This window comes from Cognatishimia sp. F0-27, from assembly GCF_020667845.1.
Classification (GTDB): Bacteria; Pseudomonadota; Alphaproteobacteria; order Rhodobacterales; family Rhodobacteraceae; genus JAFMPQ01.
The window spans coordinates 34,649-55,437 of sequence record NZ_JAFMPQ010000022.1 but is presented as its reverse complement, the minus strand read 5'-3'; the positions used below and the strand labels follow the sequence as shown (position 1 = coordinate 55,437).

The following is a 20,789-nucleotide window of genomic DNA, read 5'->3' as shown; positions in this document are numbered from 1 at the left end:
GAGGCCAAGAATCTCCAGACGGCCTCTCACCTTTGGTCTTAAAGCGTCACAAGACGCGCAATACCTCCCCATCATCCAGCCGCTTAACATAATCGACTGCCGTGCCGTTCCAGTGGTACGCGAAATGCGCCCCTTGGGTCGGGATCGGGATCACGTCGGGCCAGAAGACGGCAATGCACTGGCCCTCGGGAAAGCGCACGCTGGGCCAGGTGATGCCGTTCGAGCCGGCCGCGCGGCGCTCTGCTCCGAAGAGTTGCGAGGGGCGGTAGTCGTCGGGGTCCAGCAGATCGGCGCGGCCCGTGACGTCGTCGAGATCGGTGTCGATCGACCCGATCAGCTCGCGGAATTGCGAGGTCCAGCCCGGCGCCTCGTCCGTGGCGCGCATGAAGCGGGCGTGGTGATGGGCGGTCTCGGCGATCGCCACCTCGGTGCGATCGCCCGCATAGTAGAGACCGAAGCTGCCGTCCGAGAACCGTCCCGGACGGAGCGGCGAGCAATGCACGAAGGGCGCCATGACCCAACTGGCGCCGGGCCCGGTCACGCGGCGGGCGACTGGCACCTTGGAGAGGTCGCCGATGCTCTCGCGGATGCGCGGGTTGAACTTGGCCTCGGCCGAGGCCAGCGCCTCCCAATCAGCCGGATCGGCGATGTCCTCGAAAAGGTCGATGGGCGGGTGGATCGAGCGGATGATGCGGACCGTCCGAGGCCAGGTGACGCGCCGGACAGGCACATTCACCAGGCGCCCCGTTCGGCATCGAGATAGGCGCGCAGATCGATCAGATCGGTGATCTCTCCCCGGAGCATGACGTCGAGCGCGCTCCGGCCCGCGAAAGCGGCGTTCGGCTTGCGAATCCAGGCATAGCCCCGGGCGGGGTCGGTGAAGAGATAGCGCAGCGCCTTGTGGATCCCCATCAGGATCGCCATGCGCGCGCGCAGGTCGCGGTCGATCCGGCCGATATCGCCGGTCTTCCACCGCGCCCACGTCCGTTGCGCCATGTCGCCCAGCAAGGTGCGGGCTTCGGTATCCGTCAGCTCCCAGGCCCGGAACAGGTTGACGGTGGTGCGTGCCAGCGCTGCGGCCTCCTCATTGGTGATGACGGGAAGGTCGGTGCGGGCGGTGACAGGCTGGACCGTGGCGAATTGCATGGCTTTCTCCTTTGGCATCAATATAGAGAATATGTGCCAAAAGGCAAGATGGGCTGTGCTGTGCCGCTTTGATCGTCTCTAACTCTATTCCCTGTCTTTGCACGCCACAGCTCTACGCCCCTTGAAGGCCTGTTGAGCGCAGCCGGGTTCCGGTTTTCTTGATGGACCCGATCCAGGGCCGCCCGTCGGTGGCCACTCACGGAACGGGGACAGCATGGCAGAGGCAGCTCGGAAACCGGAAGCGATGGCCCGCGGCGCGCGGATGCTGCGCACCGCGCTCGGGCCCGCCATCGCCGGGTTTCTGGAAGACCCGATGACCGTCGAGGTCATGCTCAATCCCGACGGGCGGCTCTGGATCGACCGGCTGTCCGAGGGACTCTCCGATACCGGGGCCATGCTGTCCCCCGCCGATGGCGAGCGGATCGTGCGCCTCGTCGCCCATCACGTCGGGGCCGAAGTGCACGCCGCGCGGCCGCGCGTCTCGGCCGAACTGCCCGAGACCGGGGAACGCTTCGAGGGGCTCCTGCCGCCCGTGGTCACCGCGCCCTGTTTCGCGATCCGCAAACCCGCCGTCGCGGTCTTCACGCTCGCCGATTACGTCTCTGCCGGGATCATGACCGAGACTCAGGCGGCACTCTTGCGCGACGGCGTCGCCACGCGGGCCAATATCCTCGTGGCGGGCGGGACCTCCACCGGCAAGACGACGCTGACCAATGCGCTCCTGGCGGAAGTGGCCGGATCGTCGGACCGCGTCGTGATCATCGAGGACACGCGAGAGCTGCAATGCACAGCACCCAACCTCGTGGCCCTGCGCACGAAGGACGGCGTCGCCTCGCTCTCCGATCTCGTCCGCTCCTCGCTGCGCCTGCGCCCCGACCGCATTCCCATCGGCGAGGTGCGCGGGGCCGAGGCGCTGGACCTCCTGAAGGCCTGGGGCACCGGGCATCCCGGCGGGATCGGCACCATCCATGCGGGCTCGGCGCTGGGCGCCCTGCGCCGGATGGAGCAGCTCATCCAGGAGGCGGTGGTCACCGTGCCGCGCGCCCTCATCGCCGAGACCATCGATCTCATCGCCGTCCTCTCTGGGCGCGGGGCCAACCGCCACCTCGCCGAGCTGGCCCATGTCGGCGGGCTGGGACCGGACGGCGACTACCGCATCACCCCAGCGGCGCTGTTGGCTGGGCTGGAAACTGACACAGGAGACTCTTCATGACCCGAAACCTGCATCATCTGCGCGCGCAGGCCGCGCATACCGTCATCTACGCCAGCGTCACCCTGATGCTGGCCGGACCCGCCCGGGCGGCAGGGTCCTCCATGCCCTGGGAGGCGCCGCTGCAATCGATCCTCGAGTCGATCGAGGGGCCTGTCGCCAAGATCATCGCGGTGATCATCATCATCGTCACCGGCCTGACGCTGGCCTTCGGCGACACCTCCGGGGGGTTCCGCCGCCTGATCCAGATCGTCTTCGGCATCTCCATCGCCTTCGCGGCGAGCTCCTTCTTCCTGAGCTTCTTCAGCTTTGGCGGCGGGGCACTGATCTGATGGACGGTACATTCGAACAGCTGGTGGACGTCCCGGGCTTCACTGTCCCGGTGCACCGCGCGTTGACCGAGCCGATCCTGCTGGCCGGTGCGCCGCGGGCCTTCGCGATCCTGAACGGCACGCTGGCCGGGGCCATTGGGCTCGGGCTGCAGCTCTGGGTCGCGGGAGTCGTCATCGGCCTTCTGGGCCACCTGGTCGCGGTCTGGGCCGCGCGGCGCGATCCGCTCTTCGTCGAGGTCGGACGCCGGCATCTGCGGCTTCCCGGTCATCTCGAGGTCTGAGGGCACGCCCATGATGAACCTCGCGGAGTATCGCCGGAAAGGGACGCGGCTCGCGGATTACCTGCCCTGGGCGGCGCTGGTGGCGCCCGGCGTGGTGCTGAACAAGGATGGCAGCCTGCAGCGCTCGGCCCGGTTTCGCGGCCCCGATCTCGACAGCGCGGTCGCGGCGGAACTCATCGCCGTGGCGGGCCGCATCAACAACGCCTTTCGCCGTCTTCGCTCCGGCTGGGCGATCTTCGTCGAGGCGCAACGGGTCGCGGCGGCCGGCTATCCCGACAGCCGCTTTCCCGATCCGGCCTCGGCGCTGCTCGATGCCGAACGCCGCGCGGGGTTCGCCGAGCAGGGGGCGCATTTCCAGTCGGATTATCTTTTCACCCTCCTCTACCTGCCCCCCGCCGAGGAGGCCGCGCGGGCCGAGACCTGGCTCTACGAAGGCCGCGACAAGACCGGCGTGGATGCCGGCGAGGTGCTGCGCGGCTTCATCGACCGCACCGACCGGGTGCTGGCGCTCTTCGACGGCATCATGCCGGAATGCCGCTGGATGGGTGACAGCGAGACACTAACCTACCTGCATTCGACGATCTCGACGCAAGCCCACCGTGTTCGTGTGCCGGAAACCCCGGCCTATCTCGACGCGCTTCTGGCCGATCAGCCGCTGACCGGCGGGCTCGAGCCCCGGCTGGGGAATGCCCATCTGCGCGTTCTCACCCTCTCGGGGTTTCCGACCGCCACCACGCCGGGGATCCTCGACGACCTCAACCGGCTGGCCTTTCCCTATCGCTGGGCAACCCGCGCGATCCTGATGGACAAGATGGAGGCCGCGCGGATGGTCGCGCGCATCCGCCGCCAATGGTTCGCCAAGCGCAAATCCATCGCCGCGATCCTGAAGGAGGTGATGACCAACGAGCAATCGGCGCTAGTCGACACGGACGCCGCCAACAAGGCCGCCGATGCCGACATGGCGCTCCAGGAACTCGGCGCCGATATCGCGGGCGAAGCCTATGTCACGGCGACGCTCATCGTCTGGGACGAGGACGCGCGCCGCGCCGACGAGAAACTCCGTCTCGTCGAGAAGGTCGTGCAGGGCCGGGACTTCACCGCCATGGTCGAAACGGTCAACGCGGTCGATGCCTGGCTCGGCTCGCTGCCAGGACACGCCTATGCCAATGTCCGCCAGCCGCCGATCTCCACCCTGAACCTCGCCCATATGATCCCCCTCTCCGCCGTCTGGGCCGGGGAGGAGCGGGATGCGCATTTCGACGGGCCGCCGCTCCTCTACGGCAAGACCGAGGGGGCAACGCCGTTCCGCCTTGCACTCCATGTGGGCGATGTGGGCCATACGTTGGTGGTCGGCCCGACCGGGGCGGGCAAATCCGTCCTGCTCGCGCTCATGGCGCTGCAGTTCCGCCGCTACTCGGACGCACAGGTCTTCGCCTTCGATTTCGGGGGCTCGATCCGCGCCGCCACCCTCGCGATGGGCGGGGACTGGCATGATCTCGGCGGCGAATTGACCGAGGCGGTGGATGCGACGGTCTCCCTCCAGCCGCTCGCCCGGATCGATGATCCCGCCGAACGCAGCTGGGCCGCAGGCTGGATCGGTGCAATCCTCGCCCGCGAAGGCATCGCAATCACCCCGGAGGTGAAGGAGCATCTCTGGTCCGCCCTGACCTCGCTGGCCTCGGCCCCGGTCGGCGAGCGCACCATCACCGGTCTCGCGGTCCTGCTGCAATCCTCTGAGCTGAAACAGGCCCTGCGCCCCTATTGTCTGGGCGGCGCCCATGGGCGGCTGCTCGATGCCGAGACCGAAGAGCTCGGCGCGGCCTCGGTCCAGGCCTTCGAGATCGAGGGGCTGGTCGGCACCGCCGCGGCGCCTGCGGTCCTCTCCTATCTCTTCCATCGCATCGGCGACCGGCTCGACGGGCGGCCGACGCTCCTGATCATCGACGAGGGCTGGCTGGCCCTGGATGACGAGGGCTTCGCGGGCCAGCTCCGCGAATGGCTGAAGACGCTGCGCAAGAAGAACGCCTCGGTGATCTTCGCGACCCAGTCGCTCTCGGATATCGACGCCTCCGTCATCGCGCCCGCGATCATCGAAAGCTGCCCGACCCGGCTGCTCCTGCCCAACGAACGCGCCATCGAGCCTCAGATCACCGCGATCTACCGCCGTTTCGGCCTCAATGACCGGCAGATCGAGATCCTCGCCCGCGCCACGCCCAAGCGCGACTACTACTGCCAGTCGCGGCGTGGGAACCGGCTTTTCGAACTCGGCCTCTCCGAGGTCGGCCTCGCGCTTTGCGCCGCCTCTTCCAAATCCGACCAGGCCATGATCTCGGAGCTCCTCGCAGAGCATGGGCGTGAGGGCTTCCTCGCAGCCTGGCTCGACGCCCGCGGGGTCGGCTGGGCTGCCGAGCTGATCCCGGACCTCACCAATCTCGCGCCGGAGTCTGAAGTTCCGGATGCACCGATCCCCCAAGCCCCCGAACCCGCAGAGGAGACCACCCCATGACCCATGCCGCCCATCAACTGTCCCGTCTCGCCAGCGCCTCCGCGCTCGCCCTTGCGCTCGCCGCCCCCCTCGGCCTTTCGCCGATCTTCGCGACGCCCGCCCAAGCCTTCCTCTTCGGCGGGGGCGGGCGCATCGTCTACGACCCGCGCAATCACGCCGAGAACATCCTCTCCGCCGCCCGGGCGCTTGAGCAGATCAACAACCAGATCACCCAGCTGCAGAACGAGGCGCAGATGCTGATGAACGAGGCGCGCAACCTTGCGAGCCTGCCCTATTCCTCGCTGCAGGCACTGCAGCAGAATGTCGACCGGACGCGGCAGCTTCTGAGCCAAGCGCAGAACATCGCCTTCGATGTCGCCCAGATCGACCAGGTCTTCCAGCAGGACTATGCCAATATCCCGATGGCCGCGCCCGAGGCGCAGCTTCTGGCCGATGCGCGCTCCCGCTGGGAAAACACCGTCGGCGGGCTGCAGGACGCGCTTCGTGTGCAGGCGGGCGTCGTCGGCAATCTCGACGGCCAGCGTGCCGAGCTCTCCGCCCTTGTCGGCGAAAGCCAATCCGCGGTCGGTGCATTGCAGGCCACGCAGGCCGGCAACCAGCTCCTGGCGCTGCAATCCCAGCAGATCGCCGACCTGATCGCGGTCGTGGCCGCCAATGGCCGTGCAACCGCGCTGGTCGAGGCCGAACGGTCCGCGGCCGCCGAACAGGGCCGGGTCCAGCGCGAGCGGTTCCTCACCCCGGGCGCGGGCTACCAGCCCGGCAATGCCCGGATGTTCAACAACTGAAGGGAGGTAATCCATGGAGGGATCGGTCCTCGCGCGCATCGCCGCCATCGTCTTCGTCGCCATCGCGATCACCGCGGCACTGGTGGAGATGGGCCGGGACGAGGAAGGGCAGGCGACGCGTTCGGCGGCGCCCCTCATGCCGGAGGTCGATCCGCTGCGCGCCGAACAGAGGCGCTGCCAGGAACTGGGCGAGGCCGCGGCTTCCGATCCTGACTGCCTCGCCGTCTGGGCCGAAACCCGCGACCGCTTCCTCGGGCGGGACCGCGACCGGGCCGGGGGCGAGTGAGCCATGGGCGGCACCGGCGTCATCGACACCTTTCTCGGGGTCTTCACCTCTTACATCGACAGCGGCTTCGGGCTGCTGGGCGGCGAGGTCGCCTTCATCGCCAGCACGCTCATCGTGATTGACGTGACGCTGGCCGCGCTCTTCTGGGCCTGGGGTGCGGATGACGACATCATCGCCCGCCTCGTGAAAAAGACCCTCTTCGTCGGTGTCTTCGCCTGGCTCATCTCGAACTGGAACAGCCTCGCCGCCATCGTCTTCGACAGTTTCGCGGGGCTGGGGCTCTTGGCCTCCGGCACCGGCTTCTCGCCCGCCGATCTCCTGCGTCCGGGCCGGGTCGCGCAGACCGGTCTCGATGCCGGGCGACCGCTTCTCGAATCCACCGCCGATCTCATGGGCTTCGTTGCCTTCTTCGAGAACTTCATCCAGATCGCCTGTCTTCTTTTCGCCTGGGCGCTGGTGCTCCTGGCCTTCTTCCTGCTCGCGGTGCAGCTCTTCGTGACGCTGATCGAGTTCAAGCTGACGACGCTCGCGGGCTTCGTGCTGATCCCCTTCGGCCTCTTCGGCAAAACCGCCTTCATGGCCGAGCGCGTGCTCGGCAATGTCGTCTCCTCCGGCATCAAGGTGCTGGTGCTGGCGGTGATCATCGGCATCGGCTCGACGCTTTTCGGCCAGTTCACCGCCGGGTTCGGGGGCGTAACGCCTACGATCGACGAGGCCATGGCGATCGTGCTGGCCGCGCTTTCGCTCCTCGGTCTCGGCATCTTCGGACCGGGCATCGCCACGGGCCTCGTCTCGGGCGGGCCGCAACTGGGCGCGGGGGCCGCCGTCGGCACCGGGCTTGCCGTGGGCGGCGCGGCCGTTGCGGCGGGTGGCGGGGCGATGCTCGGCGCCCGCGGGGCCGGGGCGCTCGCCTCGGGTGGGGCCGCCGCCACGCGCGGAGCTGCTGCCGCCACCGGGGCCGCGTCCACCGCCTACAGTCTCGGATCCATGGGTCAGACTGGGGCCGCCGGTGTGGTCTCTGGTCTCGGCGGCGTAGCAAGAGCCGCGGGATCCGCGGCTGCATCGCCCCTGCGCCGGGCCGCCGCTTCGGCTTCCGAAGCGGTCAAGTCAAGCCACGCCGGAGGCGCGCGCGCGGGCTTCGCCGCCACCGGCGGCACCTCCTCGCTCGGCAGCGGGACAGGCGCGTCGACCGCCATGTCCGCCCCCGCAGGCAGCCCGCCTGCCTGGGCGCAGTCCATGCGCCGCAGCCAGGCCATGAGCCATGGCGTTTCCGCCGCCACCCATGCGCTGCGCGCCGGGGACAGCCCCGGCTCCGGCGCCTCCGTTTCCCTCTCCGAAAGTGACCGCCAATGAGCCTCTTCAAACGCGCCGCCGCGCATTACGGCAAGACCCCAGCCCCCGAGACCCCTTACCAGAAGGCCGCCCAGGTCTGGGACGAGCGCATCGGTTCCGCCCGGGTGCAGGCGAAAAACTGGCGCCTCATGGCCTTCGGCTGCCTGATCCTCGCGGGCGGTTTCGCGACCGCGCTGGTCTGGCAATCGGCGCGCGGCACCGTTGTTCCTTACGTCGTCGAGATCGACCGGCATGGCGAGGCGCGCGCCGTCGAGGCCGCGAGCGCCGAGTATCGTCCGAGCGACCCGCAGATCGCCTGGCATCTCGCCCGCTTCATCGAGGAGGTCCGGGGCCTTCCGGCAGATCCCATCGTCGTCCGGCAGAACTGGCTCCGCGCCTATGAGTTCACCACCGACCGCGGCGCGCTGGCGCTGAACGATCATGCCCGCGCCAACGATCCTTTTACGCGGGTGGGCGAGGATCAGGTCTCGGTCGAGGTCTCGAGCGTGATCCGTGCCTCGCCCGACAGTTTCCGGGTGGCCTGGTCCGAGCGGCACTATGAGAACGGCCAACTCGCCCGCACCGAACGCTGGACCGCGATCCTGACCCTCGTGATCGACCCGCCGCGCACGGCGGACCGCCTGCGCGCCAACCCCCTCGGAATCTACGTGAACGCGATCAACTGGTCGCGGGAGATGAGCCAATGACCCGACCGATCCTGCCTACCGTTCTTCTGGCCACCACGCTTCTGACCGGCTGCGCCAGCGACCCCCCGCCTGCATTCGCCTATGACGAGGCGGTTCCGCCTTTGCCGTCGCTGCCTGCCACCACGCCCGATGATCGGCCGCGCCCGCTCCATGTCCCGCCGGCCTGGACGCCGAGCCGGGGCGGCGAGGCCGCCGCCACACCCGTCGCCCAGGTCGGCAATGCCAATGCGGCCGCGCGTGTCGAGCCGCGGCAGGCCGGGTATTTCAACGCGATCCAGATCTACCCGTGGTCCGAGGGCGCGCTCTATCAGGTCTATGCAGCGCCGGGTCAGATCACGACGATCGCGCTCGAACCCGGCGAACGCCTGGCCGGCACCGGCCCGATCGCGGCAGGGGACACGGCGCGCTGGATCATCGGCGACACCGAAAGCGGCGCGGGTCGCGACACCCGCGTCCTCGTCCTCGTGAAGCCCACCCGGCCCGATATCAGCACCAACCTCGTGATCTCGACCGACCGGCGCACCTACCTGATCGAACTCAACGCCAGCGAAGAGACCTGGATGCCCGCCATCTCCTGGGCCTATCCGCGCGCACCCGAGACTCCCCGTGTCGCGCCGGCCACGCCGCGCATCCCGCCCGCGCATGCGCGCAACCACCGCTACGGGCTGCAGGGCGACAGCCCGCCCTGGCGGCCGGTTTCGGTCTTCGACGACGGGCGCCGGGTCTATGTCGTCTTCCCACGCGGCATCGCCCAGGGCGAAATGCCGCCGCTCTTCGTTCTCGGGGCCGATGGCGAGTTGGAGATTGTGAACTCCCGCATCCACGGCAATGTGCTGATCGTCGACCAGCTCTTCGGTGCGGCCGAGTTGCGTCTCGGACACGGACCCCGGCAGCAGGTGGTCCGCATCCTGCGGATCGAGCCCCAGACCGAGGCGACCGTGGTGCGGCAGGGCGCGGGGCTGGGCACATGAGCGGGGCACCGACCGACACCGCTGCCGGCATGCGCCTGCGCGCCGATCCGCCGCGCGTCACGCGGATTTCCCGCAAGGTGATCATCGGCCTCGGCGTCATCGCAGGCCTCGGTGTCGGCGCGGCGCTGATCTACGGGCTGCAACGTCCAGACCGCACCACTGCCCCGGAAGAGCTGATCACCACCGATCGCCGCCAGCCCGCCGACGGCCTCCGCGATCTACCCGGCAGCTATGACACGATCCCGCGCCTCGGACCGCCCCTGCCGGGCGACCTCGGCGGCGGCATCCTCGACGCACAGCAACGCGGCCAGCCCATCGCGGCTCCAAGCCTCGCGCCCCCGACCATGGACCCGGCGGAGCAGCAGCGGCTTGCGGAACTGGAGGCCGCCCGGGTCAGCGACCTCTTCTTCCAGACGCGCCCCGGGACACCCGCGTCCACCGGGTTGCAGATGCCGCCTGCCGCACCGGCTGGCGGTTTGACCGCTACCTCGGAGACCGATCCACGCCAGGCCTTCCTGACCGGGCCGATCGACCGCCGCACGGTCGCCCCTGACCGCGTGCAGCCACCAGCGTCTCCGTACCTCCTGCAGGCCGGCTCCGTCATCCCGGCCGCGCTGATCACCGGGATCCGGTCAGACCTTCCCGGTCAGATCACCGCGCAGGTCACCCAGAGCGTCTATGACAGCCCCACGGGAAGCCTCCTTCTGATCCCTCAAGGCACCCGCCTGATCGGCGCCTACGACGACAGCGTGACCGTCGGCCAGCGTCGTGTGCTCCTGGTCTGGACCCGGCTGATCTTCCCCGATGGGCGATCCCTCGTGCTCGAACGCCAGCCCGGGGCGGATGCTGCGGGCTATGCCGGTCTCGAAGACCGCGTCGACAATCACTGGGCCAGCATCCTACGCGCGGCTGGGCTTTCGACCTTGCTCGCCGCCGGCGCGGAGCTTTCCCTCGACGAGGAAGACCGCCTCGCTCGGGCCCTCCGCGACGGAGCCCTCGATACAGTAAACGAGTCCGGGCAGCGCATCGTTCAACGCCAGCTGGAGGTCCCGCCGACCCTCACCATTCGCCCGGGCTTTCCGGTCCGCGTGATCGTCACTCGGGATCTTGTTTTCGCGCCATCCGGAGGCTGACATGACCAAGCTGAAACTCGGTCCGATCCCGGACGACAAGCCGGTGAAGCTAACCGTGGACCTGCCCGCGGAACTGCATCGCGACCTGATCGCCTATGGTGAAATACTTGGCCGGGAGGCAGGGCAGGGACCAATCGAACCGAAAAAGCTGGTGGTTCCCATGCTGGAGCGGTTCATCGCAACGGATCGCGGCTTTGCAAAAGCACGTCGAAGCGAGGTGTCCCATGGTCCATAGTATGCGAAGTACGGATCGCCTTGATCACCTGATCCAGTATTGGAAATCGCGTGGGTGTGCGTTGACTGGTTTTGTCTGCGTATGCTCTGGGGCGCGGAGGATTGAATAGCAGACGCGCAAAGCCGTCTCTTGAGAAAGCGTGAAGGGTCATTGACCAATTGGGCCCACGGCGTAGGTCTGTTTGCGTGGCCGGATATCCTCGAGCGCTGAGTAGAATGCAGGTAGCACGACCAGTATAAGCACGGTTGCGGCGAGAAGGCCGAACACCACGGAAATTACGAGGGGCTTGAGCGTCTGGGCCTGGGTGGAGGATTCCAGCAGCAGCGGTGCCATGCCCATGATCGTGGTCGAGACCGACACGAAGATCGGGCGGAAGCGGGCGCGCACGGCCTCTCCTGCGGCCAGCGCGGCCGACAGTCCCTTGGCGCGACGGGCGTTGATGACACCGACCAGCAGGATTGCGTTGTTCACGACGATCCCCGCAAGCGAAGCCGCCCCCACCAGTGACGGCATCGAGATGTTGTAGCCCATCAGCACATGGCCCCAGATGACGCCCAAAAATGCCAGCGGGATGGTGATCATCACGATCAGCGGCTCCACATAGCTGCGGAACTGGAAACTGAGCACGAGGTAGATGCCCACCAGCCCGATCAGGAACCCGCGCAGGATCGAGGCGACGGTTTCCGTCGAATTCGCGGCCTGCCCGCCGATGTCAAAGCCAAGGCCGGGGGTGGTGGCCACCAGACCGGGCAGGAAGCCCTCGGCCAGCCGCGCGGTGATCGCGTCGGCATTGCCGATGCGGCCGTCCACATCGGCCGCGACGGTCAGCGTGCGCAGCCCGTTGCGCCGCGAGATGGTGTCCCAGCCGCGCGCCTCCTCGATGGTGGCGATGCTCGACAGCGGCACGGTGCGGCCACCGGGCAGCGCGATTTCGAAAAGGTTCAGGTCAGCGCGGTTGGCGCGGTCCTCATCGGCAAGCCGCAGCTCGATATCCCAGGCCAGATCGCCGCGCCGAATTTCCGCAAGCTGCGTGCCGAGAAAGGCCGCGCGAAGCTGGCCAGCCACATCTGTGGCGGTCAGCCCCAAGGCCTCGGCGCCGGGTGACAGATTCAGCCGTAATTCGGGTGCGCCGAGGCGCAGGTCGAGGATCGCGTTGCGCACACCGGTATAGGTTTCAAGCTCCGCCAAAGTGGCGCGGCCCGCTGCCTCCAGCGTGGCGAGGTCGGGGTGGCTCAGGCGCAGTTCGACCGCGATGCCCTGCGGGCCGATCCCCGGCTCGGTCAGGATCAACGAGGACACCCCGGGCAGTGGCCCGATCTCTTCGCGCCAAAGCGTGATGATTTCGTCCAACGTGCTGCTGCGTGTCTCGGCGCCGAGCAGGTCCACCGCGACGGTGGCGACATGGGCACCGGTCTCGCCCGCCGACCGGTTGCGGCCCAGCCGGGTGAGGCGGCGGATCACCAGCGGTTGTGCCTGGGGCTGATCGGGGGTGAGGCGGGCGTTCACGCGGTCGAGCGCCGCCTCGACCTGCGCGACGGCTTGGCCCGTGCGCGCCAGCGGTGTGCCTGCGGGTAGCATCAGCCGCGCCTCGAGCACGTCGCCGTCGATCTCGGGCATTGCCTCGCGCTTGACCACGCCGCCGCCCAGCGCGCCGACGGTCAGGATCAAGGCCCCGATGGCCAGCCCCGCGACCAGCCAACGGCCCCTGATCGCGGCATCGGCCAGACGGCCCACGCCACGCTCGCGCAGGGCATCGAAGCCTGCGTCGAAGCGGGCGCGGAAGCGGGAGGGGGCAGTGTCCTTCATGCCCCCTTTCAGGTGGTGGGGCAGGATCAGGAAGGCCTCGATCAGCGACGCGGCGAGTGCGGCCAGCAGGACCACCGGCAGAACTTCCAGCACGGCGCCCAACTCGCCCGCCAGGAAGGCGAGGGGCAGGAAAACGGCCAGCGTCGTTAGAAAGGAAGAGATCACGCCGGGCGCCACGGCTGCGACGCCCGCCGCGACGGTTTCGACCGTCGCGCCCTTGGCGGCATGCACCGCGATGGAATCCGCGATCACGATGGAATCGTCCATCACGATACCGATCGCCATCAACAGCGCCACTAGTGTCATCATGTTCAGGCTGAGCCCGGTCAGCGCCATCCAGAGGAACGCGCCTGCAAAGGCCACAGGCAGGCCCATCGCGGCCCAGATCGCGAAGCCGGGGCGAAAGAACAGGCTCATCACCACGACGACGAGAACCAGCCCGATCACGCCGTTCTGCACCAACATCACCAGACGGTCGCGGATGATCGATGTCACGTCCTGCACCACTTCAACGGAGATCGTGTCCGGCAGGCGGGCAGTTTCCTCGGCCACCAGCGCGGCAACGCCGTCCAGCACCCGAAGCGCGTCGGCATCCAGCGCCTTTGATACGTCGAGCACGATGGCAGGCACCCCGTCGACAAAAGCCCGGTCCTGCGGCGGTTCGAACCGTTCCTCGATCTCCGCCACATCGCCCAGCGTCAGGGTTGCGCCATTGGGCAGGACCAGCAGCGGGATCGTGGCCAGCGCCGTGGCCGTGTCGCGTTCAGCAGTGAAGCGAAGGGTCAGGTCCGCGCCCGGTCCCTCCAGCGTGCCTGCGGGCAGGTCGATGTTCTGCGCGGCGATGGCGGCGGCCAAGGCGGCAGGCGTCAGCCCGTGGCTGTCGAGTACAGGGCGTGATGCGGTTACTAAAAGTGTCCGGGTGCCGAGGCCCCCGCGCATCACGCTGGCAACGCCCGGCAAGGCGGTAAAGCGGTCCGACAGGGCGTCGGCGTAAAGATCCAGTTCGCCCAGCGGCAGATCGCCCGAGATGGCGACCGATGTGACAGGATCCGAGCGGTGCAATTCGCGCACCACGGCAGGATCGGCGCGGTCGGGGAAGGTGTCGATGGCCGACACCTCGGTGCGCAGCGAATTGACGAAGCGCAGCGCATCGTTACCGGGCGCCATGGTTGCCACGGCCCGCGCGCGGCCAGTCTGGGCCGTGCACGTGAAGGTTTCCAGCCCCTCGACACCCTGCACTCCGTCCCAGAGCGGCGCGCAGATCGCGGCCTCTACATCCTCGGCTGCAGCGCCCCGGTAGGGCACGGTGACCTCGGCCTCGACGGCGCGGAAATCGGGGAAGGTTTCGCGCAACAGGCCCGGCGCGGCAAAGATGCCCGCTGCAAGGAACAAAAGAAGCAGCAGGTTGCCCGCCGTCGGGTGGCCGGTGAACCAGCGTATCATGGCTCGACCTCGACCGGGGTCAGGGTCATGCCGGGAATGGCCGGCGCGATTTCGTCGATCACCACGCGTTCGCCCGGCAACAGGCCAGCGGCGATAACGACGCGGCCATCCTGCTCGAAGGCTGCGGTGACGGGGCGCAATTCCAGCAAGCCATCGGGGCCAAGGATACGCACCATGTCGCCATGCAACGCCGCCTCGGGGATCGCGATGAGGCCTGTCATGGAAGCGCCCGAAAAGGAAAGCTGCACCTGCATGTTGGGCACCAGCGGCAAGCGGCGGGGCGGGTCCGCGCCCTCATAGGGGTCGTCAACCCTGACCACGACCGGCACGGTGCGCGCACGGGCATCCAGCGCGCCCTCGATCCCGACAACACGGGCGCTCCAGATCTGCCTCGGGTCCGCCATAGGGCTGAGCGTCACCTCGATCTGCGTGGCGGGCATGTCGCGCATCATGTCGCCAAGGGTGATGCCCTCCGGTGTATCTCCCAATAGCCGTCGAAAGCTGTCTATCGGCAAATGCGCCACGACCTCGGCCGCCGCAATCCCGTCAGCACGGATCACCACCTGACCGGGGGCGACGGTCTGAAACAGCTCAGCATTCACCTCGGTCACGCGCAGGTCAAACGGCGTCGTCAGGGTCGTGCGGTCGAGCGAGCGGCGCGCCTGGTCGATGGCGGCCTCGCTGCGTGCAACCTGCGCCGCGATCCGCGCTTGGCGAGACGGGATCAGGGCGAGCGTGTTCTCCAGTTCCGCCACCGTGCGGCGGGCCAGAAGGGTTGCGCGCTCGGCCTCGTCGGCGCGCGATTGCGGAACAGCGCCTTGCGCGACGAGTGTGCGCGTGCGTTCCAGATCGGTCTCGGCCAGGGCCAGCCGGTTCTGTTCCAGCGAAAGGATGCGCCGCGTGTTGTCCGCCTCTGCCGTAAGCTGCGCGCGCTCGGCCTCCAGCACCGCGAGGTCGGCCTGCGATTGCGCCAGCGCCAGCTCGTAGTCGGCGGGGTCGATCCTCAGCACTTCCGTCCCCGCCGGGATCAGGCGACCCGGCTCAAGGTCCGGATGGCGCCAGATCACCTCGCCCTGCACCTCGGCCACGGCGACCCAGGTCTCGGCCGCGCGCAGGTTGCCCCAAGCGGTTGCGGCGGGCCGAATATCCTGCGCCGCGACCGTGATCACCCGAACGGGTAGCGCCGGCGCGTCGCCCCCGACCTGCGCGGGGCCGGGGGCAGACGCGATCATCCAGGCCGCCGCGGCAATGCCGAGCGCGATGGGTGGCAGCGCCAGGAGCGGGGCGAGGCGCATGGGTTCAGCCCTGCGCCCGGCGCATCCGCGCCAGCGTGCCGTCGCGCAGGATGAACTGGTGGTAGAGCGCGCCAATCACATGCAGCGCAACCAGCGCCAGCAGGACAATCTTCAACACATTGTGCCCCTGCGCCGCGGCCTCGGCCCCGCCGAACCACGCGACAGACCCGCTGAGTGGCATCAGGATCATCAGCGCGTAAAGCCCGACATGGGTGAGCTTCGCGAGAATGCCCTGCACCTTGCTGGCCTCGATCGCCGGGGGCACGCCGCGCCGGGCGTGCAGGGTCAACCGCCACAGCGCGAAGATCATCACCAGCGCGCCGCCCGCCACATGGGCCAGCACGAGCGGTTCGAACCCAGCCTCCAGCCCATCAGTGATGCGGTCCCATGCGGCCGACATCGCGTCCTTGAAAAGGTACTGCTGCGCGATCAGTGCGAAGACGAGCCAATGCAGCGCGATCTGAAGGCGGGAATAGCCGGTGGGGGCGGTTTTGGCAGGCATGACGGGGGTCCTTTCGGTCAGGGTGCGCGACTCGGGATAGAGGTTGCGGTTGTCAACAGTATATGTTAGTAAGTTATAACTAACAAGAGGTGACACATGTCGGGCCGTCAAAGTGCTGAAGAGAGAAAGGCGCAAATCGTGGCCGAGGTTCTGCGACTGGCCGACGAGATCGGACCCGACCGGCTGAGCACCACAGATGTCGCGCGTGCCATCGGCCTCAGTCAGCCTGCGATCTTCCGGCATTTCCCCACCAAGGGCGCGCTCTGGCTGGCGGTGGCCGAGGAAATCGCTGACCGGTTGCAGAGTTACTGGGCTGCGGCCGAGGCAGGGGCCACCGGGCCGCAGGCGCGCCTGAAAGCGCTGATCGGTGCGCAACTGACGGCCATTGCTGAAACGCCTGCCCTGCCGTCGATCCTGTTCTCGCGCGAGTTGCAGGTGGACAATCCAGCCCTGCGCGAGGTGTTCCGGGGGCTTCTGAGCGCTTTTGAGGGCCGCCTTGTTGCCGTGATCCGGGAACTTCAGGCGGCGGGCGATCTGAAGCGCGACGTCAGCCCAGAGGATGTCGCCATCCTGCTGACGTCGCTGGTGCAGGGTGTCGCCATCCGCTGGACGCTCGGCGCCCGGGGCTTTGCGCTCGTGCCTGAGGGGTTCCGGCTGTTTGACGTGCAGATGGAACTTCTACGCGCGAAGGAGGGCGCTTGCGATGCCTAGAACCAGTCTGACGCTCCGCATAGCGGGCGGTGTTGCGATTGCCTTTGGCGTGCTGACCATTTTCTCTGGTGGCCGAACATTGCTCGGATCAGCCGACATGGGGGCAGTCGTACCCTTTGTGCTGTGGTTCAACACGCTGGCCGGGCTCGCCTATGTCGTCGCGGGTCTCGGCCTGTGGCAGGGGCGGCGATGGGCCTGGCCCCTATCGTTCGTGATCGTCGCTGCAACGCTGCTGGTTTTCGCGGCCTTCGGCCTGCATGTCGCCCAAGGTGGAGCCTTCGAGATGCGTACCGTTTACGCCATGGCCCTGCGCAGCGCGGTCTGGGGCTGGATTGCGTGGGCGGCGCGTCAGGCGTTTTCCGGTCGGTAAACGCAATCGGCCAGGGTGCTGCGGTTCAGATCGGCAACAAATGCCGCCTCTGCATGAGCCAGCCGCGCTTTCAACCGGCATTGCGGGGTCAAGGTGCAGCTGTTGGTGCCTGCGGCGAAGCACTCCACCAGAGCCTGATCTGCTTCGAGGGCCGCCACCACATCGCCCAGGCGGATGTCCTCCGGCGCGCGGGCCAGCATGGCGCCGCCCCCACCGCCGCGCCGGGTTTCCAGAAGACCTGCGGCGGCAAGCGCCGTGATCACCTTGGCAAGATGGTTGCGGGAGATGCGGAATTCATCGGCGAGTTCCGACGTGGTGAAGGCCCGGTCGGGTGCGCCCGCCATCCGCATCAGAACGCGCAGGCCGTAATCGGTGAAAGAGGTGAGGCGCAAGGTCGCGCTCCTGATTTGGTAGTTGAAGTGCGCATTCACGAGAGGTATGCGTATCTCAAATACCAATTCGCCGCGACCCACGCAAGGACCGGGCGACGCGCGAGGGAAAGGACCCGCGATGAAAGACCTCCCCGAAACGGACGTGCCGCAGGACACCGGCGCCCTGATCGACCATATCCTGACGCGCTATCACGAGATGCACCGGGAGGATCTCGCCTCGCTCATACCGCTGGCCGACCGGGTCGAGCGGGTGCACGCGGACGATCCCGAGGCACCCAAGGGGCTGGCCGCCGCCATCCGGACGCTCGCCGGGGAGATGGAGGATCACATGATGAAGGAGGAGATGATTTTGTTTCCGGCCATGCGCGCGGGCGGCGGGCCGGGCATCGAACACCCCATCGCGGTGATGCGCGCCGACCACGACGATCACGCCGAAAACATCGCGCTGATCCGGCGGCTCACCTGCGATCTGACGCCGCCCGAGCACGCCTGCGGCTCCTGGCGCTCGCTCTATGGCGGCCTGGCGGCGCTGTTCGACGACCTTGCCGCCCATATCGCGCTGGAGAACGATGTGCTGTTCCCGCGCTTCGAGTCGGCTTGAGGCGAAGATGCGGCTTGCGGGAGTGACAGTCGAGGGACGCGGCGGGACGGATCGTCTTATGGACGCGGTGGCTGACCGGCTAACGCGGGACGGCGTCCGGCTGGTGGGTGCGTTGCGCGCGGCCTCGCCCGATGCCGGATCGGGATCGTGCGACTGCGATCTCTGGCTTCTGCCCAACGGGCCGCGCTGGCGCATCACGCAGGATCTCGGACCCGGCGCCACCGCCTGCCGGATGGATGCGGGCGCCTTCGAGGAGGCCGTCGGGTTGGCGATGTCGCGGCTTCGGGCCGGCCGGGCAGACCTCGTGATCCTCAACAAGTTTGGCCTGAGCGAGGCAGAGGGGCGCGGTTTCCGCGCGCTGATCTCCGAGGCGCTTGCCCGCGGCGTTCCTGTCCTGACTGGCCTCTCCGAAACCCACAGGGCCGCGTTCGACCGCTATGCCGATGGCATGGCGACGATCCTCACACCGACCGAGGCTGCCGTCACGGACTGGTGCAACGCCACCGTCGGAACCGTGGCCGAGGAGGGCGCGTCTCCATGAGCGGACAGGGAGCCTATGCCTCGCCCCCCTGCATGGCGGCGGAGGTGGACCCGACCTATTTCGATCCGCTTGGCACGGATGTGCAGCAGGCGCACGACGTGGCGCGCTGGCGTCGAGCCGAGCGGGCAAGGCTGGCCAGCCTGAGGGAGGGGTTGGGCCAGACAGGACGGGCGCAGGTGAGCAGTTCCATCTGCGGTCATCTCGAAACGGTCCTCGCCGCGCGCGTGACCCTCCGGGAGACCGTGCTCGCCGGCTACTGGCCGATCCGAGGAGAACCGGATCTGCGCCCGATCCTGTCCGATCTTCACGCGGCGGGCGTCTGTATCGCGCTGCCGGTGGTGGAGACCCCCGCAGCGCCGTTCGTGTTCCGACGATGGATGCCGGGCATGCGCATGCTGCGCGGCCATTGGAACATCCCCGTTCCGCCGCCCGAGGCGGAGGTCCTGACGCCCGATATCGCGCTTGCGCCCTGCCTCGGCTGGGATGCAGGCTGTTATCGGCTCGGCTGGGGCGGCGGCTATTACGACCGGACACTGGCCGCGCTCTCGCCGCGGCCCGTCACCATCGGCATCGCGCTGGCGGCAGCCCGACTGACCACAATCTACCCGCAGCCCCATGACATTCCCCTCGACAGGATCGTGACCGAGACGGGCGTACCGGGGGAGCGAAAGGACCCATCATGATCCCGACGAGCGAACCAACTGCCCGGTTGCGGCCCGGCGAGGGCGCGATCGCACGGCTTGCCTGCCTTGTGCTGCAACCGGTTCTGACGCGCGTTGTCCGTCGGGTCGCGACGCGGCACCCGTCTCTCTTCGCGCGGCTCGGTCCGCACCAGGCGACCGACTTCCTGATCGACCCCGTGGAACTGCCCTTTGCGCTGCATCTGCGCCCCGACCCGCAGGCGCTCGTCTTCCGCGCCGTGCCGCGCGATACGGCGCCGCAGGCCGGGGCCACGATCCGCGGGCGGTTCCTGCTGCTTCTGGAACTGATCGACGCCGAGCAGGACGGCGACGCGGCCTTCTTCTCGCGCGATCTGGAAGTCAGCGGGGACACCGAGGCCGTCGTTCGTCTTAGGAATGCGCTCGACGACATGGACGGCTCGCTGGCCGAGGAGGCGTCGGCGATGTTCGGAGCTCCCGGACGGGCGGTTCTCGCACGGTTGCGGCGGGCCTATCCGGATGCCACCAAACCGCAGGAATACGCATGAGCCTTGCCGAACTGATCTGCCCCGCAGGCACCCCCGCCGCGCTGCGCACTGCCGTCGACGCGGGCGCCGATGCCGTTTATTGCGGCTTCCAGGATGCGACCAATGCGCGGAACTTCCCGGGGCTGAACTTCACCCCCGATGAACTGGCCGAGGCGGTGACTTATGCCCATGCGCGCGGCACCAAGGTGCTGCTGGCGCTGAATACCTATCCGCCTGCGGGCAAGGTCGATCTCTGGCGACATGCGGCGGACACCGGCGCGCGCTTGGGCGTTGATGCCTTCATCGTGGCCGACATGGGCGTGGCCGACTACATCGCCCGGACGTATCCGGGCATCCGGCTGCACCTGTCGGTACAGGCCGCGGCCTCATCGCCCGAGGCGATCCGCTACTATTGCGAGAACTTCGGTGTAAAGCGTGTGGTCCTGCCGCGCATCCTCACGATCCCCGAGATCCGCCAGCTCCGCCGCGAAATTCCCTGCGAGATCGAGACCTTTATCTTCGGCAATCACGGGCTGATGGTGGAAGGGCGGTGCAGCCTGACCAATTACCTGACGGGTCAATCCACGAACATGGACGGGGTGTGCTCGCCCGCCTCAGATGTGGAATATGTACGCGACGCTGACGGGTCGATGTCCTCGCAGCTCGCGGGTTTCACCATCGACCGGTTCGGAGTCGATGAGAAGGCCGGCTATCCCACGATCTGCAAGGGCCGCTACGCCGCGCCCCATCGCCCCGAGGGCTACTACGCCTTCGAGGAACCGATCAGCCTGAATCTGTCGCGGCTCCTGCCCGAATTAATCGAGGCGGGCGTGCATGCTTTCAAGATCGAAGGGCGTCAGCGCTCGAAGAGCTATGTCCGCGGCGTTGTGCGTGCGTTCCGCGCAGCGGTGGATGACATCAAGGCCGGACGCGAGGCAAACATCGCCGACCTGATCGCCCTGACCGAGGGGCAGAAGCAGACCCAGGGCGCCTTCGAGACAAAGAAATGGCGGTGAAT

24 protein-coding genes are annotated in these 20,789 nt (G+C 68.0%); 18 read left to right on the top strand and 6 right to left on the bottom strand.

Annotated features, from left to right (window positions below):
- Nucleotides 1-46 precede the first annotated feature (46 nt).
- Together J1C49_RS12990 and J1C49_RS12985 are read right to left on the bottom strand one after the other, a co-directional pair.
- Nucleotides 47-736, bottom strand: a complete 690-nt coding sequence (locus J1C49_RS12990) for an RES family NAD+ phosphorylase (protein ID WP_370639413.1) — start codon at nt 734-736, stop codon at nt 47-49.
- Complete coding sequence (locus J1C49_RS12985; protein ID WP_227446257.1) at nt 733-1,146, bottom strand: MbcA/ParS/Xre antitoxin family protein; 414 nt, start codon at nt 1,144-1,146, stop codon at nt 733-735. Before J1C49_RS12985 ends, J1C49_RS12990 begins: the two co-directional genes overlap by 4 nt.
- 214 nt (nt 1,147-1,360) lie before the next feature.
- Between J1C49_RS12985 and trbB the strand changes: the two genes are divergently transcribed.
- The 11 genes from trbB to J1C49_RS12930 all read left to right on the top strand — a co-directional run bounded on the left by trbB (nt 1,361) and on the right by J1C49_RS12930 (nt 10,924).
- Entirely contained in the window at nt 1,361-2,359 is a 999-nt protein-coding gene (gene trbB, locus J1C49_RS12980; protein ID WP_227446256.1) for a P-type conjugative transfer ATPase TrbB, read from the top strand.
- A gap of 65 nt (nt 2,360-2,424) precedes the next feature.
- On the top strand, nt 2,425-2,688 hold the full coding sequence (locus tag J1C49_RS12975; RefSeq protein ID WP_367274677.1) for a TrbC/VirB2 family protein: 264 nt from the start codon (nt 2,425-2,427) through the stop codon (nt 2,686-2,688).
- Complete coding sequence (locus J1C49_RS12970) at nt 2,688-2,969, top strand: VirB3 family type IV secretion system protein (RefSeq protein WP_227446254.1); 282 nt, start codon at nt 2,688-2,690, stop codon at nt 2,967-2,969. Before J1C49_RS12975 ends, J1C49_RS12970 begins: the two co-directional genes overlap by 1 nt.
- A 10-nt stretch (nt 2,970-2,979) precedes the next feature.
- Nucleotides 2,980-5,475 (top strand): conjugal transfer protein TrbE, encoded by a 2,496-nt coding sequence (trbE, locus tag J1C49_RS12965; protein ID WP_227446253.1) that lies wholly within the window; start codon nt 2,980-2,982, stop codon nt 5,473-5,475.
- Nucleotides 5,472-6,260: a P-type conjugative transfer protein TrbJ gene (trbJ, locus tag J1C49_RS12960; protein ID WP_227446252.1), complete on the top strand. Its 789-nt coding sequence runs from the start codon at nt 5,472-5,474 to the stop codon at nt 6,258-6,260. Before trbE ends, trbJ begins: the two co-directional genes overlap by 4 nt.
- A 13-nt stretch (nt 6,261-6,273) precedes the next feature.
- Nucleotides 6,274-6,546, top strand: coding sequence for a putative entry exclusion protein TrbK-alt (trbK-alt, locus tag J1C49_RS12955; RefSeq protein WP_227446251.1), 273 nt, complete (start codon nt 6,274-6,276; stop codon nt 6,544-6,546).
- Nucleotides 6,547-6,549: 3 nt separating this feature from the next.
- Nucleotides 6,550-7,899: a P-type conjugative transfer protein TrbL gene (gene trbL, locus J1C49_RS12950; RefSeq protein ID WP_227446250.1), complete on the top strand. Its 1,350-nt coding sequence runs from the start codon at nt 6,550-6,552 to the stop codon at nt 7,897-7,899.
- Nucleotides 7,896-8,585: a conjugal transfer protein TrbF gene (trbF, locus tag J1C49_RS12945; RefSeq protein WP_227446249.1), complete on the top strand. Its 690-nt coding sequence runs from the start codon at nt 7,896-7,898 to the stop codon at nt 8,583-8,585. The genes trbL and trbF overlap by 4 nt, the downstream gene beginning before the upstream one ends.
- Entirely contained in the window at nt 8,582-9,556 is a 975-nt protein-coding gene (gene trbG, locus J1C49_RS12940) for a P-type conjugative transfer protein TrbG (protein WP_227446248.1), read from the top strand. The genes trbF and trbG overlap by 4 nt, the downstream gene beginning before the upstream one ends.
- Nucleotides 9,553-10,689, top strand: coding sequence for a TrbI/VirB10 family protein (locus J1C49_RS12935; protein WP_227446247.1), 1,137 nt, complete (start codon nt 9,553-9,555; stop codon nt 10,687-10,689). Before trbG ends, J1C49_RS12935 begins: the two co-directional genes overlap by 4 nt.
- Before the next feature lies 1 nt (nt 10,690).
- Nucleotides 10,691-10,924 (top strand): DUF2274 domain-containing protein, encoded by a 234-nt coding sequence (locus J1C49_RS12930; RefSeq protein ID WP_227446246.1) that lies wholly within the window; start codon nt 10,691-10,693, stop codon nt 10,922-10,924.
- A 147-nt stretch (nt 10,925-11,071) separates the two neighbouring features.
- Here the strand turns inward: J1C49_RS12930 and J1C49_RS12925 are convergent, their stop codons facing one another.
- Genes J1C49_RS12925 through J1C49_RS12915 form a run of 3 tightly spaced genes read right to left on the bottom strand, consistent with a single transcriptional unit; the run spans nt 11,072 to nt 15,970 of the window.
- Nucleotides 11,072-14,173: an efflux RND transporter permease subunit gene (locus J1C49_RS12925; RefSeq protein ID WP_227446245.1), complete on the bottom strand. Its 3,102-nt coding sequence runs from the start codon at nt 14,171-14,173 to the stop codon at nt 11,072-11,074.
- The gene (locus J1C49_RS12920) at nt 14,170-15,468 is read right to left on the bottom strand and encodes an efflux RND transporter periplasmic adaptor subunit (RefSeq protein ID WP_227446244.1); all 1,299 of its coding nucleotides are present in this window, start codon (nt 15,466-15,468) and stop codon (nt 14,170-14,172) included. Before J1C49_RS12920 ends, J1C49_RS12925 begins: the two co-directional genes overlap by 4 nt.
- Nucleotides 15,469-15,472: 4 nt before the next feature.
- Complete coding sequence (locus tag J1C49_RS12915) at nt 15,473-15,970, bottom strand: cytochrome b (RefSeq protein ID WP_227446243.1); 498 nt, start codon at nt 15,968-15,970, stop codon at nt 15,473-15,475.
- Between the two features lie 138 nt (nt 15,971-16,108).
- Here J1C49_RS12915 and J1C49_RS12910 point away from each other — a divergent pair, with 138 nt between their 5' ends.
- A complete protein-coding gene (locus J1C49_RS12910) occupies nt 16,109-16,681 on the top strand; it encodes a TetR/AcrR family transcriptional regulator (protein WP_227446242.1) in 573 nt (190 codons plus the stop codon).
- Complete coding sequence (locus J1C49_RS12905; RefSeq protein ID WP_227446241.1) at nt 16,674-17,051, top strand: hypothetical protein; 378 nt, start codon at nt 16,674-16,676, stop codon at nt 17,049-17,051. The genes J1C49_RS12910 and J1C49_RS12905 overlap by 8 nt, the downstream gene beginning before the upstream one ends.
- Here the strand turns inward: J1C49_RS12905 and J1C49_RS12900 are convergent.
- Complete coding sequence (locus J1C49_RS12900) at nt 17,030-17,443, bottom strand: Rrf2 family transcriptional regulator (protein WP_050930825.1); 414 nt, start codon at nt 17,441-17,443, stop codon at nt 17,030-17,032. The two genes, J1C49_RS12905 and J1C49_RS12900, sit on opposite strands and share 22 nt — an antisense overlap.
- A 118-nt stretch (nt 17,444-17,561) precedes the next feature.
- On the opposite strand from J1C49_RS12900, the gene J1C49_RS12895 reads away from it, so the two are divergent.
- Genes J1C49_RS12895 through J1C49_RS12875 form a run of 5 tightly spaced genes read left to right on the top strand, consistent with a single transcriptional unit; the run spans nt 17,562 to nt 20,787 of the window.
- Nucleotides 17,562-18,044 (top strand): hemerythrin domain-containing protein, encoded by a 483-nt coding sequence (locus J1C49_RS12895; protein ID WP_227446240.1) that lies wholly within the window; start codon nt 17,562-17,564, stop codon nt 18,042-18,044.
- Complete coding sequence (locus J1C49_RS12890; RefSeq protein ID WP_370639412.1) at nt 18,013-18,585, top strand: DUF2478 domain-containing protein; 573 nt, start codon at nt 18,013-18,015, stop codon at nt 18,583-18,585. The genes J1C49_RS12895 and J1C49_RS12890 overlap by 32 nt, the downstream gene beginning before the upstream one ends.
- Nucleotides 18,582-19,268 carry a 5-formyltetrahydrofolate cyclo-ligase gene (locus J1C49_RS12885; RefSeq protein WP_227446238.1) on the top strand — a complete coding sequence of 229 codons (687 nt, stop codon included), beginning with the start codon at nt 18,582-18,584 and terminating at the stop codon, nt 19,266-19,268. Before J1C49_RS12890 ends, J1C49_RS12885 begins: the two co-directional genes overlap by 4 nt.
- Nucleotides 19,265-19,792, top strand: a complete 528-nt coding sequence (locus J1C49_RS12880) for an SCP2 domain-containing protein (RefSeq protein ID WP_137701859.1) — start codon at nt 19,265-19,267, stop codon at nt 19,790-19,792. The genes J1C49_RS12885 and J1C49_RS12880 overlap by 4 nt, the downstream gene beginning before the upstream one ends.
- Nucleotides 19,789-20,787, top strand: coding sequence for a peptidase U32 family protein (locus J1C49_RS12875; RefSeq protein WP_050930809.1), 999 nt, complete (start codon nt 19,789-19,791; stop codon nt 20,785-20,787). The genes J1C49_RS12880 and J1C49_RS12875 overlap by 4 nt, the downstream gene beginning before the upstream one ends.
- Nucleotides 20,788-20,789: the final 2 nt, after the last annotated feature.

What these genes read in the sequence shown, in the direction of transcription:
- J1C49_RS12985 (WP_227446257.1), bottom strand. Translation starts at nt 1,146, where the DNA reads ATGCAATTCGCCACGGTCCAGCCTGTCACCGCCCGCACCGACCTTCCC.
- trbB (WP_227446256.1), top strand. Translation starts at nt 1,361, where the DNA reads ATGGCAGAGGCAGCTCGGAAACCGGAAGCGATGGCCCGCGGCGCGCGG.
- J1C49_RS12975 (WP_367274677.1), top strand. Translation starts at nt 2,425, where the DNA reads ATGCTGGCCGGACCCGCCCGGGCGGCAGGGTCCTCCATGCCCTGGGAG.
- J1C49_RS12970 (WP_227446254.1), top strand. Translation starts at nt 2,688, where the DNA reads ATGGACGGTACATTCGAACAGCTGGTGGACGTCCCGGGCTTCACTGTC.
- trbE (WP_227446253.1), top strand. Translation starts at nt 2,980, where the DNA reads ATGATGAACCTCGCGGAGTATCGCCGGAAAGGGACGCGGCTCGCGGAT.
- trbJ (WP_227446252.1), top strand. Translation starts at nt 5,472, where the DNA reads ATGACCCATGCCGCCCATCAACTGTCCCGTCTCGCCAGCGCCTCCGCG.
- trbK-alt (WP_227446251.1), top strand. Translation starts at nt 6,274, where the DNA reads ATGGAGGGATCGGTCCTCGCGCGCATCGCCGCCATCGTCTTCGTCGCC.
- trbL (WP_227446250.1), top strand. Translation starts at nt 6,550, where the DNA reads ATGGGCGGCACCGGCGTCATCGACACCTTTCTCGGGGTCTTCACCTCT.
- trbF (WP_227446249.1), top strand. Translation starts at nt 7,896, where the DNA reads ATGAGCCTCTTCAAACGCGCCGCCGCGCATTACGGCAAGACCCCAGCC.
- trbG (WP_227446248.1), top strand. Translation starts at nt 8,582, where the DNA reads ATGACCCGACCGATCCTGCCTACCGTTCTTCTGGCCACCACGCTTCTG.
- J1C49_RS12935 (WP_227446247.1), top strand. Translation starts at nt 9,553, where the DNA reads ATGAGCGGGGCACCGACCGACACCGCTGCCGGCATGCGCCTGCGCGCC.
- J1C49_RS12930 (WP_227446246.1), top strand. Translation starts at nt 10,691, where the DNA reads ATGACCAAGCTGAAACTCGGTCCGATCCCGGACGACAAGCCGGTGAAG.
- J1C49_RS12925 (WP_227446245.1), bottom strand. Translation starts at nt 14,173, where the DNA reads ATGATACGCTGGTTCACCGGCCACCCGACGGCGGGCAACCTGCTGCTT.
- J1C49_RS12920 (WP_227446244.1), bottom strand. Translation starts at nt 15,468, where the DNA reads ATGCGCCTCGCCCCGCTCCTGGCGCTGCCACCCATCGCGCTCGGCATT.
- J1C49_RS12915 (WP_227446243.1), bottom strand. Translation starts at nt 15,970, where the DNA reads ATGCCTGCCAAAACCGCCCCCACCGGCTATTCCCGCCTTCAGATCGCG.
- J1C49_RS12905 (WP_227446241.1), top strand. Translation starts at nt 16,674, where the DNA reads ATGCCTAGAACCAGTCTGACGCTCCGCATAGCGGGCGGTGTTGCGATT.
- J1C49_RS12895 (WP_227446240.1), top strand. Translation starts at nt 17,562, where the DNA reads ATGAAAGACCTCCCCGAAACGGACGTGCCGCAGGACACCGGCGCCCTG.
- J1C49_RS12890 (WP_370639412.1), top strand. Translation starts at nt 18,013, where the DNA reads ATGTGCTGTTCCCGCGCTTCGAGTCGGCTTGAGGCGAAGATGCGGCTT.
- J1C49_RS12885 (WP_227446238.1), top strand. Translation starts at nt 18,582, where the DNA reads ATGAGCGGACAGGGAGCCTATGCCTCGCCCCCCTGCATGGCGGCGGAG.
- J1C49_RS12880 (WP_137701859.1), top strand. Translation starts at nt 19,265, where the DNA reads ATGATCCCGACGAGCGAACCAACTGCCCGGTTGCGGCCCGGCGAGGGC.
- J1C49_RS12875 (WP_050930809.1), top strand. Translation starts at nt 19,789, where the DNA reads ATGAGCCTTGCCGAACTGATCTGCCCCGCAGGCACCCCCGCCGCGCTG.